Raw genomic sequence first — 12,424 nt, 5'->3', positions numbered from 1 at the left:
CGTAGACGGGCGGCGGTTATGCTGCCCGACTTTTCTCACAGAACTTTATTGGCGCGTTGCCGCGCTTCCCGCTCCAGTGAATAGATAATACGCTGAAGCTCGCGCTCTGCGCCGGGCCCCACGTTAAGGAAACGGAAGCTCAGGCGTGGCGTAGTGATAGTCTCGTTTTTGCTGTCTACGACTTTGCGATCGCTGATGGCAATCAGCTGTGCATCAAAATAAAAGCGACCCCAGCCTCCCATATCCAGTTCTATCTGGGTAAAGCGCATGCCTTCAACCAATCCCTCAGGAGTCGCGGTATCCATCAGCGCGCCCATACCGCCCAGAGACAGATCGAAGAGGCGGAAACGGATCTCTTTTTTGTCAGGCATTTTGGCCTTACAAAAATAGGCTGGCTGAAGCGGAGCGCTGATGCGGAAATACTCACGACGCTGGACAAACCAGAGATTGGTGGGAAGAGGCGTAACAAAAGCAGGAAGCCCCTGGTATTCACTCAGTTCCAGTCGTGGCAGCACAAACTCCACTTTCGCACCCTGCGTTTCGGCCATCACTGCGATATTTTCCGCTTTCAGTGCGGCACGGTTTTCATACTCCTGACTGCCCAGGTCGATAACCAGCCGCTCCTGCGAGGCATCAAGGATCTTGCTGATGAACTGATTATTCGACCAACTGATGCGCAGCGGCACTTCGCCTTTTTGCAGGTCGCGTAATACCCCTAATACAGCCAGCGGATTTTGCTTGAGGAACTGCTCACTGTAATGACTCACGCCGGATGGCTCCTTGAAAGATGACAGACTGTCTTAGCGTTATCGGCAATCAACAATGAAACTTAATACAAACCGGTGAGTTTTTTTTGCCTGTTTAAGCAAAGATAAGTCGGTGAGATGAAAATGGTTTTCCGGCGATGACCTATACTTAAGTTAGCTGTGCAGAAGGTTTTCTGCGCACGCGTTAAACCTGCAAGAGGGCATCGCTATGGGTATCATCGCCTGGATTATCTTTGGTCTAATTGCCGGCGCTATTGCCAAACTGATCATGCCGGGGCGTGATGGTGGCGGTTTTATTTTGACCTGTGTACTCGGGGTCGTTGGTGCGGTTGTGGGCGGCTGGCTGGCGACGATGTTTGGCTTTGGAGGCAACATAAGTGGTTTCGACCTGCACAGTTTTCTGGTCGCTGTCGTGGGTGCCATTGTGGTGCTGGGCATATTCAGGTTACTGCGACGAGCATAAATTGACATAAACGGCTCTCTGCGGAGGGCCGTTTTTTTGCCGGAGTATTGATTTGCTAATCTAAATGATAATAATTGTCGTTCCTAATTGTATCTAACAACAAGACGACATTATGAATACCTCACGTTTTGCGCTGTGCGCCCTGGCAGGTGCCGTCACGCTGGCATTGCAGGCCCAGGCCTTTGCCGAAGAATCCACCATCGTTGTTACGGGCTCAGAGCAGGGCAGCGCGCTACCGGCCTGGACGAACAGCGCCACGAAATCGGCCGTTGCTGAAAGTAAAACGCCGCAGGTCATAACGACCCTCTCTGCGCCGGAAATAGAAAAGCGTCACGCGAATTCGGTGAATGAAATCCTGCGCTATGCCCCGGGCGTCTCAACCGAGGTACGGGGGAATACCTCCTATATGAGCGAATATAAAATTCGTGGCTTTACCGTTGACCAGGAGTTCTACAACGGGCTGCAATTACCCTATAACGTCACCGGAAACACCAAGGCGCGCATCGATCCGCTGTTAATAGACAGCGTTGATATCCTGAAAGGTCCCTCATCGGTCCTATACGGAGGCGGTTCGCCGGGCGGGCTGGTGAATATTCAAAGTAAAAAGCCGCAGCGAGAAGCCCGAACTGAGGTCGGTTTTAACACCGGGAACCGTAATCTGAAAGAGGGCTATCTCGACTCAACCGGACAAATTGCCGGCAGCGACTGGAATTATCGTCTGCTGGGGAAAGCGACGGAAAATGACGATCAGCCGCACACTACCCGGTATGAAAACTACCTGATTGCCCCATCTGTCACCTGGCAACCGGACAGTAAAACCCGCCTCACCCTGGATGCCCTGGCGCAAAATACCCCGAGCCTGACGCCGTCTAACCCGTTGCCGCTCGCTTACCTGCGTTCGAAATACGCGGGCAAGCGCGATTACGCCGGAGATGAGTGGAATGGATTTAAGCAGCGTCAGTGGATGCTGGGCTACAGCTTCGAACACGAATTTGACAGCGGCTGGGGCTTTAATCAGAAAGCGCGCTATTTCGACGTTGATACCCACCAGCGCAGCGTCTACGCGACAGGGACGGGAAGTGAGGTGTACCAACTCAACCGCTTTGCCTACACCACTGATGAAGACCTTAAGAGCTTTAACATCGATAACCAGGTGACCAAAACCGTTACGCTGGGTGACTGGAAACACCATCTGCTGGCCGGGTTTGACTATCAGAAGCTGAACTCCCATTTCCACTATCGCTACGCGTCGGCCACGCCGGGTATGGATATGCGTCATCCTGACTATTCGCAGATCCAGGAAAGCGCGCTGGGGCTCTACACCGCCCAGAAAAACCGTCTCAGCTACCAACAGAACGGTTATTACCTGCAGGATCAGGTGGAATTTGGCGGCCTCAACCTGCTGGGCAGCTTGCGCTACGACGATTACCGCTCCGTCACCACCAATTATCTGCAAAACGGCGATAAAGCCTGGGTATCGCAGGACCGCTTTACCAAACGCCTGGGGGCGCTTTACGCCTTCGACAACGGGATTTCGCCATTTATCAGCTACTCAGAAGGTTTTGCGCCGGTGTCACCGCAGGGAACGCTCGTGGCGAAAGACGTCAAACCGACCACCAGCAAGCAGGTGGAAGGCGGGGTAAAATATCTGCTGGCCGACTATGCCACCACCTTTACCGCCTCGGTGTTTAACATCCGTCAGAAAAACGTCGTCACCTCCGATCCGGGATTCCTGAACTATCGTCAGACCGGGGAAGTGGAATCAAAAGGGGCAGAACTGTCCGCCATCAGCCGTCCGATGGATAACCTGACGCTGATTGCTAACTATGCCTACACCCACGCGATCAATACGGAAGATGACAAGTACAAAGGGAAACGTCCAACGCAGGTGCCGGAAAACGCCTTTAATCTCTGGGGGGATTACACCTTTGAGAACACGGCGTTGAAAGGGTTGATGCTGGGTGCGGGCGCACGCTACACCGGGCCGATGGAAATCTCTCCGGCTAACGATGCGGGTAAACTGGGTGGTGCAACGCAGTACGATCTGGCGGCTTCGTACCGGATGGGGGAAATTATGCCTTCGCTGGCAGGGCTGACGCTTAAGGCCAGCGCACAGAACATCACCAACAAAGAGACGCTGACCTGCTACGACGCGACCAACTGCTGGATTGGGCGTGACAGGACGTATCAGCTAGGGGCGAGTTACAGTTTCTAAGCAAAGCCCGGTGAGTACAAAACGTAGGCCGGGTAAGGCGTAGCCGCCACCCGGCAATACTCACTTACTGCGCCGTCGCTTTCACCGGTGCCACCTCATCATTTGCCGCAGGCTGATTTTCCGGCACGCTGTCACACGGTTTCGCTTTCGGACACACCCGATCCAGCATCTTCAGCGTTACGCCGTTACTCCAGCCGAAGCCGTCCTGCAGCGGATACTCGCCTCCGCCGCCACCGGTCCCGGTTGTCGACACGTCATATTTCTCGACCAGTTTCTTTTCGCGGTCGTAAGTATGCTGAACGTTCTTCAGGAAGCGCCAGGTTACCTCCATCGAGACCTTCTCTTGCCCGTAATTCTGCAGACCTTCCGCGGCCACCCACTGCAGCGGGGCCCAGCCGTTTGGCGCATCCCACTGCTGACCACTGTTGATGGTGGTGGTGGTAATTCCGCCTGGTTTCAACAAGCGAGACGAGGTTGCCGCTGCCACTTTGTCGGCCCGATCCTGCGCCGCCGCCTTCACGTAAAGTGGGAACAGGGCTGCCGCCGTGAGTTGATTACGCACCTTTTTGCTCTTGAGATCGTAATCGGCGTACCAGCCCTCTTTATCATTCCACAGATGGCTCTCGATGGCTTTCTGACGCGCGGTTGCCAGCGTTTCGTATTTGCTCGCGCTGGCGGCATCGTCACTTTCCTGGCTTGCCCGCGCCAGCAGTTTTTCCATCTTAAACATCAGGGCATTCAGATCGACGGGCACAATGCTGGTGGTCCGGATCGTGCCGAGCTTTTGCGGATCGTCCATCCAGCGGGAGCTAAAATCCCAGCCCGAAGCCGCAGCGGAACGTAAATCACGGTAGATCTCCGTCGCGGGACGGTTAGGGTTACTTTTGGCGGTATTCACATCGTCAAGCCAGGACTCCGGGCGCGGGGTATCGCGGTCATCCCAGTAGCGGTTGAGAATGGTGCCATCATCCAGTTTCACCACCCGTTTACTGGCTTGCCCCGGCTGAAGGGCATCTACGCCATCCATCCAGTAAGCGTACTCTTTCTCCATCTGCGGACGATATTTCTTCAGCGCATCGCTGTCGTGGGTCGCCAGCAGCTCAACCATCATTGAGAAAAACGGTGGCTGGGAGCGGCTCAGGTAGTAGCTACGGTTGCCGTTGGGAATGTGGCCGAAGGTGTCAATCTCATACGCAAAGTTATCCACCATGTCGCTGATTTTGTCCCAGTGATTGCTTTCCGCCAGGCCCAGCATGGTGAAATAGCTGTCCCAGTAGTAGACCTCACGGAAACGCCCGCCGGGCACCACGTAAGGTTTGGGTAACGGCAGAAGGGAATCCCATTTGTTGCTGGCTTTATCCGTGGTGCGCGTCAGTACGGGCCAGAGATCGTCAATGTGCTCACGTAAACTTTGTCCAGCAGGCGGAACATATTTTTCCCCTTCCGCAGGGAGCGTGAAGTTCATCTCGACAAAGTGGCGTAAGTCAAAGCTGGACTGCGTGTGCTGCATCCGATAATCCGCCAGAATCATTAGCGGGTCGCTTTTAGGGATGGCATCAGCGAAGGTTTTCTGATCGGGAAACAGTTTGGCACTTTGCACATCATTGAAAAGAGGGCCCAGCAAGATATCAGGTGAGGTTGTCTGGGTCGCGGGGCTATCGTCGGCATAACCCAATGTCGTTACGCCGAGCAGCGCGCCGCCTAACGCAAGGGGCAAGAACGCAGGGCGTAGTGTACGAGGTCTTATCATTAGTTCGTCTCCTGTCTTCACTAAACAGCGTGACCGCTGTTGTCAATCACCTGAAAACCTTAGACGAATATTGCCTGCTTCGCGTTAAATATTGCTGTTCGGTCAGGCCTCTTCCGGCGTCTGGCTGGTTTCCCGCAGCGTGCCCGGCGCATGTCCAATAATGCGCTTAAATGCCCGGCTAAATGCCGCCAGAGAGCCGTATCCCAGCCGCAGCGCGACGGTTTCAATCGGCTGATTTTCGTGTCGAATGTACTGAATGGCCAGCCTCATCCTCAGCTCGCTGAGATATTTTGCCGGCGTAGTTCCCGTCGCCGCCAGAAACCGTTCTGCGAATACAGAACGGGAAGTCCCCGCTTCTTTTGCCAGGTCTGCCACGCTCCAGTTCAGGCCAGGCTGCTGGTGCATAGCGTAAATGGCGCGGCTCAGGCGTGGGTCACGCAGTACCTGCACCCAGCCGGTGGCTTTGCCACAGCCGCCTTCAACCCAGCCACGTACGATTAACGCTGCCACCACGTCGGCCAGTCGCGCCAGGATCCCCGCGTACCCGGCCTGACGCGCCACGGATTCCCGCTCCATCGCCGCCAGCAACGGATGGATCTCCGGCCAGGTGGACATCAACCGGCTGACCATCATCACTTCCGGCATCGCCTTGATCAGCGGTTGCATCCCGCCCAGCTCAAAATCCATGCACCCGCTAAAGATGATGGTGTTCTCGCTTTCCGGGCAGGGCTCGCAGGTGATGGCACACACCGAGCTGCAGATGGGCTCGCTGGGAAAGGCGTTAATGGGCGTAATGGTCGCCTGCTCGTCTGAGAGCAGGGCATGGGAATTGCCGGCAGGAATAAAAAGGGCGTCACCACTGCTCAGTTCGAACGTTGTACCGCTCTCCATTCGCAGCAGGGCGCTACCGTGGCTTACAAAATGAAACTGCGCCCTACCGGGTGCCTGATGGAACGCGACGCCAAACGGTGCACTGGCCTGGATGCGCCGGTATTTCACACCTGACAGGCGCATGCCGCGTAAAAGTTCGCTGATCAGATCGGGTGACTGTACGGTCATGGCGCAACTCCGGACGAATAATCAATAAGTGGAGATTATATGTCATAGATCGTCCAGGGTGAACCTTCTATGCTTTTGCGACAGTTGTCACATTTTCATAACGGGAGAACAACAGATGAATTCATGTGTCGCGGCGAGAGAGGCCATCGCGCCTGCAAAACCCGCCTGGCGAGCGGTCTATTCACTGGGGCTGGGAGTGTTTGGGTTGATTACGGCAGAGTTTCTGCCCGCCAGTTTGCTGACGCCGATGGCTGCGAGCCTGGGGGTAAGTGAGGGGATGGCCGGTCAGGCCGTAACCGCCACCGCACTGGTGGCGCTGGTCACGGGATTGCTGATCACGCCGGCCACCAAGAACATCGACCGCCGCTGGGTATTGATGTTTTTCTCCGTGCTGCAAATCATCTCCAGCCTGCTGGTGGCTTTTGCGCCCAGCCTGCACGTCCTGCTGATAGGGCGCTTGCTGCTGGGGGTTGCCATCGGCGGATTCTGGGCGATGTCGACGGCCACGACGATGCGTCTGGTTCCTGCGGATAAAGTGCCGAAAGCGCTGGCGGTGATCTTCTCCAGTGTATCAATTGCCACCGTAGTTGCTGCACCACTGGGAAGCTATCTGGGTAGCCTGATCGGCTGGCGTAACGTCTTTATTCTCTGCATTCTGCCAAGTATGCTGGCGCTGCTGTGGCAGCTCTGGGTGCTGCCTTCCATGAAACCGGAGAGCAGCGGTAGCCTGAGTACGCTGTTCCGCGTGCTGCGTCGTCCGGGGATGATCGGCGGCATGCTGGCGACCATCCTGATCTTCAGCGGCCACTTTGCCTTCTTTACCTACCTGCGTCCGTTCCTGGAAACAGTAGGTCAGGTAAGCGTTGAGAGTATTTCACTGATCCTGCTGGGTTTTGGACTCGCCAATTTTGTGGGCACCTCTGTCGCCGGGCACCTGCTGGCACGTAATCTGCGCCTGACGCTGGCGCTGGTACCGTTTGCGATGGGCGTACTCGCCCTCACGATGGTGGCGTTTGGTAATCTGGCGATGCTGGATGGATTCCTGGTTGCGTTGTGGGGCTTTGCGTTTGGTCTGGTTCCGGTGGGCTGGTCAACCTGGCTTGCTACCACCGTTCCGGATGAAGCCGAAAGTGCAGGGGGGTTGCTGGTGGCCTCAATTCAGCTGGCAATCAGTGCGGGTGCGGCCGGGGGCGGGGCGGTATTTGACCTCAACGGTGCCAGCGGCGTATTTGCAGGAAGTGGTTTCCTGCTGGTGACGGCGATGGTGATTGTGTTTATGGGTGTGAGAGTGAAGGCGGAGTAATTAATTTGCCGGGTAAGCGTTATCGCTACCCGGCTTCAGAGTTACAACCCTTTCTTATCCATCCACAAAGCCAGATCTACCAGGCGGTTAGAGAATCCCCACTCGTTGTCATACCACGCCAGGATCTTCACCATATTCCCGCCAATCACCAGCGTGGAAAGCCCGTCGATAATTGAGGAGCGTGGGTCGCCCTGGTAATCGCTGGAGACCAGCGGTTCATCGCTATATCCCAGAATGCCTTTCAGTGGCCCGCTGGCGGCAGCGTGACGAAACGCGTCATTCACTTCTTCAACAGTCACGTTACGACTTAGCGTTACCGTTAAATCCACAATCGACACCACCGGAACCGGCACGCGCAGGGAGTAGCCGGTCAGTTTACCGTCAAGGGAAGGGATGACTTTCCCCAGCGCTTTTGCCGCACCGCTGGAGTACGGAACGATTGACAGGGCTGCAGCACGCGCCCCGCGCAGATCTTTTTCAGGCTGATCGTGCAGCGCCTGACTGTTGGTATAAGCATGGGTCGTGTTCATCAGACCATGTTCAATCCCGAACTGTTGATGTAGCACTTGCGCAGCCGGAGCCAGGCCGTTAGTGGTACAACTCCCGTTGCTTACGACAACATGCCGGGCAGGATCGTACTGCTCGTGATTGACCCCCATCACTATCGTCAGGTCGTCGTTCTTCCCGGGAGCGGAAATGATGACGCGCTTAGCGCCGCCGTGGGTAATATGCACCGCCGCTTTTTCCCGCTCGGTAAAGAAGCCGGTGGCCTCAATTACCACGTCAACACCGGCATCACGCCACGGGATATTCGCCGGATCGCGTTCGCTAAATACGGCGATTCGCTGCCCGTCTACCTGCAACGCGCCGTCAGCCGCTTCAACTGGAACCGGCAGGGTACCGAGAAGGGAATCGTGTTTGAGCAGATGGGCGAGGGTTTTGCTGTCCGTCAAATCGTTTATGGCCACGATCTGCAGATCCGCGTTGCCCAGCGCCGCGCGCAGGAAATTACGTCCAATACGGCCGAAACCGTTAATACCGACCTTAACCATGATGCACTCCTTATCTCTGTTGTCTGGAGTCACTGTAGGCGTCAGGTCGAATGGCGTAAACGACAAAAAAGGATCAGATTACGCCATTTTCCGGCAATGAAAGCGCTGGCGGTACTCACCCGGTGTGAGGTGGAGCTGTTTCTCAAACACGCGTCGCAAATTAATACTGCTGCCAAATCCGGTTCGCTCAGCAATAAGCTCAAGGGGATCCCGGGTCTGCTCCAGCATCTGTCGGGCGGCAGCCAGACGCGCTTCAGTGACGTAGCGGGCCGGAGAAACCCCGGTCTCACGAGTAAACACACGGGTGAAATTGCGCGGGCTCATCGCCGCTTTCCCGGCCAGATTTTCCACGCACAGGTCTTCCGTGAGGTTTTGCAGGATCCAGGTTTGCAACGCACTGAGCGGCCCAGAATCGCCGGGTTGCTGAAGGCTATAACGGCTGAACTGCAGTTGCCCACCGGGGCGGCGCAGATACATCACCATATCCTGCGCCACGTCGCGGGCGAGGGTAAAGCCATAGTCATCTTCCACCAGTGCCAGAGTCAGATCGAACCCGGAACTTACGCCGCCAGAGGTCCAGACAGGACCATCCTGAACATACAGCGGACCAATTTCGACCCTGATAGCCGGATACTGGGCTTGCATTGTCTCCAGCAGCCGCCAGTGGGTGGTCGCGCGACGACCATCGAGCAATCCCGTCTGGGCCAGCAGCATCGCACCGCCACAAATTGACGCTATCCGCCGCGCATGCGGCGCAGCAAGGTGCAGCCAGTCTACTACGGCTGTGCTCTCCTGCTCGTTCATACCGCGTCCGGTAATGATAATGGTATCCAGCGGTTCACGCGGGTCCAGCTCCGGCAGACGGTAGTCTGCCAGCAGGTTCAGGCCAGACTGACCGTGGATCACCTGATGGGGCTGGGTCGTGGCGATGATAATGCGATAGCGGGGACGCGAAATACCTTCCGGATGCAGTCGATTAGCCTGCATCAGAATGTCAGCGATACCGGCGGCTTCAAACAGCATGCCGCCGTCAGGAACGATAATCAGTATTTTCTTCATGTCCTGAAAAGTACCTTTATTGCAGAATAAGTCAAGCGGCGAAGCCTGCCCACGTTTCTGGCAAAGCAATGCGATTTAAGTTCTTTGTTATTTCAGACGTTATCCCCGATCGTCAGGGCACTGTCTCTGGCGAAACGGCGTCTGAAGGAATGGGTAAACGAAACTCCCTCTATTTACATCCGCAACAACGCGAACAAATCCGCCATCTCGCATCGGGTTTTATATGGCGAAGCGAATTGCCCACGTGGCTATTGATCGTCACTATTTATGCAGGCTGGTTTGCCACGCTGACGTTCTGGCAAACGCTCGGCCTGCTGCCCGCCACGCTGCTGCTCATCGGGTTTACCGCCTGGTACATGTCCCTGCAGCATGAGCTGATCCACGGGCATCCCACGCGTTTTGCCTGGCTTAACCAGCTGTTTGGCACCCTCCCGCTGGCGGTCTGGTATCCGTACGGCCTGTACCGGGACTCCCATCTTGCCCATCATCGGCACCATAGCCTGACCCATCCGGTGGATGACCCTGAATCGTACTATTTTACGCCGGAGAGCTGGGCGCGCTTCTCCCCCTGGCAGAAGCGCGTGATCCAGGCGCGGAATACCTTTACCGGGCGGATAGTGCTAGCGCCGCTGCTGGATATCGTTCAAACACTGGGCAGCGCCGTGGCGGCATTTCGTCATCTTCAACTGCGGGCAATATCAATGTGGCTGGTTCACGTTTTGCTGCTGGTGGCTCTCTTCGCCTGGATGACGCAGACCGGCTTTTCACCCGTCTGGTTTGTACTGGCGGTCAGTTATCCGGCGCTGGCACTGACCAAGGTTCGATCGTTTTTCGAACATCGCGCGGCGGATGACCCGCTCGCACGTTCCGTCATTAACGAGGCCGGGCTGTTCTGGCGGGTACTGTTTTTGAATCTCAACTACCATGCAGTACATCATGATTTACCGGGCGTGCCCTGGTATGGACTGAAGACGATCTACCAGCAAAACCAGGATGCGTATCGGCTGCGAAATCGTGGTTTTCTCGTTATGGGCTATGGCGAATGGTTCCGCCAGTTCTGGAGCAGACCCGTTAACGTTACCGTTCATCCGGGGAGCCAACAAAGGACAAATGATGAGTAACCTGCTGGCATTTCCCATGTATGCCGTGGATCAAGCCAATACCCGCGCGCTTTGGCTAACGGTAAAGAGGTTGCTGGTCGCACGTGGTGTGTCCGTTGACCGTGTCCCCGGCTGGCCGGAATCCAATCTGCTGACCCACTGGCAACAGCCTGAGCTTATCCTCAGCCAGACCTGTGGTTATCCGTTGGTGACGTTGCTACCGGACGTGCAGGTGGTCGGCTGTTTTCACTACACCGCTTCGGGCTGCGAGGGGATCCAGTACCGCAGTTTTCTGGTAGTGCGTGCGGAAGATCGGCATCTCACGCTGGCTGATTTTCGCGGTCGTCGCGCGGTCTGTAATTCCGCGGACTCGCAGTCCGGCTACCGTGCGCTGCGAAAAAAAGTGGCTGACGACAATTTTTTCTCACAAACAACATTCAGCGGCAGCCATCGCCAGTCGCTGATTGATGTCAAACGCGGAGAAGGTGATATCGCGGCCATCGACTGTGTGACCTGGGCGCTGCTCCAGCGTCACGAGCCGGAACGGCTTACGGGGCTCGCAGTCATTGACCGTACCCCTTTGACGCCGGGGCTGCCGCTGATCACCTCGCATAACACCTCGCCTGAAACGCTTAACGCCATTCGCGATGCGCTCCGCGCGCTGGTGGAATCACCGGAAAATCGGGACGTTTGCAACGCGGTGTTGATCGGCGGTTTTAGCGCGGTGACACGCCAGACTTACGCTTCATTGTCTGCCTGAAAAATCTCCTGAGCGTCAGTAAAACAGCGCAGCGCCAGCGAGGAGACGGGCTTCTGTCTGCGCATAATCAGGCCGACGGGCGCCTCAATGTTTGCATCGGTGATGGGGACTATCCTGAAATTGCTGTTCAGGTCTTCCAGCCCGTTGTTCAGCGGCATCACGGCGCAGCACACGCCGCTCTGCACCGCCTGAATGATCTGGAACGTGGAGTCGCTTTCAAAAACAGATTTGGGTTCGATCCCTGCGGCGTTAAAGCTGGCCTCCATATGCGCCCGGTAGTGCATCCCTTTGGTCAGGAACCCCAGAGAAAAATCCATCAGGTCGCGCCAGGTCAGCGTGTCCTGATCCAACTGAAAATGACGTGTATCGTGCAGCAGGCCCATCTTCGTCTTTGGCAGCTGGATAATGTCAAACAGGCTGGTGTCGATGCTGTTGAGGTAGCATATGCCCAGCTCAAGCTGATTGCGGCTGACGCCATCGGCGATCTGTGCCGAGGACATGGAATAAAGGCTGTAAGTCAGCTCCGGGTATTTTTGCGTCAACAGGCGGATAAAGGTCATCGGGTCCACGCTCGCCAGCGGGACCATTCCCAGGCGTAACTCACCCACCACCTGGCCTTTGCACAGCGCGGCTTCGGCCTGTAACCCGTCGTGGGCAGCAAGCAAGGCATGCGCCCATGCCAGAATGCGTTCACCTTCCGGTGTAAAGCCTTCAAAGCGCTGCCCGCGCACAATCAGCACCAGCCCAAGCTCCTCCTCCAGGCTGCGGATGCGCATGGAGAGCGTCGGCTGGGTGATGTTGCACTGCGAGGCCGCCTTACCAAAGTGGCGGGTCTGATCGAGCGCGATCAAATATTTTAGCTGTTTTATATCCATCGTTTACTCGGCGCGAACAGC

The 12,424-nt window shown here is 56.2% G+C and carries 11 protein-coding genes; 5 read left to right on the top strand and 6 right to left on the bottom strand.

Translation table 11 applies throughout. From position 1 onward, the window contains the following. Positions 1 to 35: 35 nt before the first annotated feature. Entirely contained in the window at positions 36 to 767 is a 732-nt protein-coding gene (locus ACJ9Y9_RS13830; protein WP_028018693.1) for a flagellar brake protein, read from the bottom strand. 208 nt (positions 768 to 975) lie between these two features. Here ACJ9Y9_RS13830 and ACJ9Y9_RS13825 point away from each other — a divergent pair, with 208 nt between their 5' ends. After that, entirely contained in the window at positions 976 to 1,230 is a 255-nt protein-coding gene (locus tag ACJ9Y9_RS13825) for a GlsB/YeaQ/YmgE family stress response membrane protein (RefSeq protein ID WP_028018694.1), read from the top strand. A 112-nt stretch (positions 1,231 to 1,342) separates the two neighbouring features. Then, the gene (locus ACJ9Y9_RS13820) at positions 1,343 to 3,445 is read left to right on the top strand and encodes a TonB-dependent siderophore receptor (RefSeq protein ID WP_028018695.1); all 2,103 of its coding nucleotides are present in this window, start codon (positions 1,343 to 1,345) and stop codon (positions 3,443 to 3,445) included. Positions 3,446 to 3,509: 64 nt separating this feature from the next. Here ACJ9Y9_RS13820 and ACJ9Y9_RS13815 read toward each other — a convergent pair whose 3' ends face one another. Further along, on the bottom strand, positions 3,510 to 5,195 hold the full coding sequence (locus ACJ9Y9_RS13815; protein ID WP_028018696.1) for an alpha,alpha-trehalase: 1,686 nt from the start codon (positions 5,193 to 5,195) through the stop codon (positions 3,510 to 3,512). A gap of 102 nt (positions 5,196 to 5,297) precedes the next feature. After that, on the bottom strand, positions 5,298 to 6,254 hold the full coding sequence (locus tag ACJ9Y9_RS13810) for an AraC family transcriptional regulator (protein ID WP_028018697.1): 957 nt from the start codon (positions 6,252 to 6,254) through the stop codon (positions 5,298 to 5,300). A 115-nt stretch (positions 6,255 to 6,369) separates the two neighbouring features. Between ACJ9Y9_RS13810 and ACJ9Y9_RS13805 the strand changes: the two genes are divergently transcribed. After that, positions 6,370 to 7,557, top strand: a complete 1,188-nt coding sequence (locus ACJ9Y9_RS13805; RefSeq protein ID WP_028018698.1) for an MFS transporter — start codon at positions 6,370 to 6,372, stop codon at positions 7,555 to 7,557. 41 nt (positions 7,558 to 7,598) lie between these two features. Here ACJ9Y9_RS13805 and gap read toward each other — a convergent pair whose 3' ends face one another. Next, the gene (gene gap, locus ACJ9Y9_RS13800) at positions 7,599 to 8,609 is read right to left on the bottom strand and encodes a type I glyceraldehyde-3-phosphate dehydrogenase (protein WP_028018699.1); all 1,011 of its coding nucleotides are present in this window, start codon (positions 8,607 to 8,609) and stop codon (positions 7,599 to 7,601) included. 78 nt (positions 8,610 to 8,687) lie between these two features. Continuing rightward, a complete protein-coding gene (locus ACJ9Y9_RS13795; RefSeq protein ID WP_028018700.1) occupies positions 8,688 to 9,668 on the bottom strand; it encodes a GlxA family transcriptional regulator in 981 nt (326 codons plus the stop codon). A 149-nt stretch (positions 9,669 to 9,817) separates the two neighbouring features. Between ACJ9Y9_RS13795 and ACJ9Y9_RS13790 the strand changes: the two genes are divergently transcribed. Further along, entirely contained in the window at positions 9,818 to 10,789 is a 972-nt protein-coding gene (locus ACJ9Y9_RS13790) for a fatty acid desaturase (protein WP_028018701.1), read from the top strand. Next, a complete protein-coding gene (locus ACJ9Y9_RS13785; RefSeq protein WP_028018702.1) occupies positions 10,782 to 11,528 on the top strand; it encodes a phosphate/phosphite/phosphonate ABC transporter substrate-binding protein in 747 nt (248 codons plus the stop codon). Before ACJ9Y9_RS13790 ends, ACJ9Y9_RS13785 begins: the two co-directional genes overlap by 8 nt. Here the strand turns inward: ACJ9Y9_RS13785 and ACJ9Y9_RS13780 are convergent. After that, complete coding sequence (locus ACJ9Y9_RS13780; protein WP_028018703.1) at positions 11,507 to 12,403, bottom strand: LysR family transcriptional regulator; 897 nt, start codon at positions 12,401 to 12,403, stop codon at positions 11,507 to 11,509. The genes ACJ9Y9_RS13785 and ACJ9Y9_RS13780 overlap by 22 nt on opposite strands. Positions 12,404 to 12,424: the final 21 nt, after the last annotated feature.

Source organism: Enterobacter sp. CPE_E1241, from assembly GCF_045618265.1.
GTDB lineage: Bacteria > Pseudomonadota > Gammaproteobacteria > Enterobacterales > Enterobacteriaceae > Enterobacter > Enterobacter adelaidei.
The sequence above is the reverse complement of the archived record's forward strand: the minus strand, read 5'-3'. Positions and strand labels throughout refer to the sequence as shown.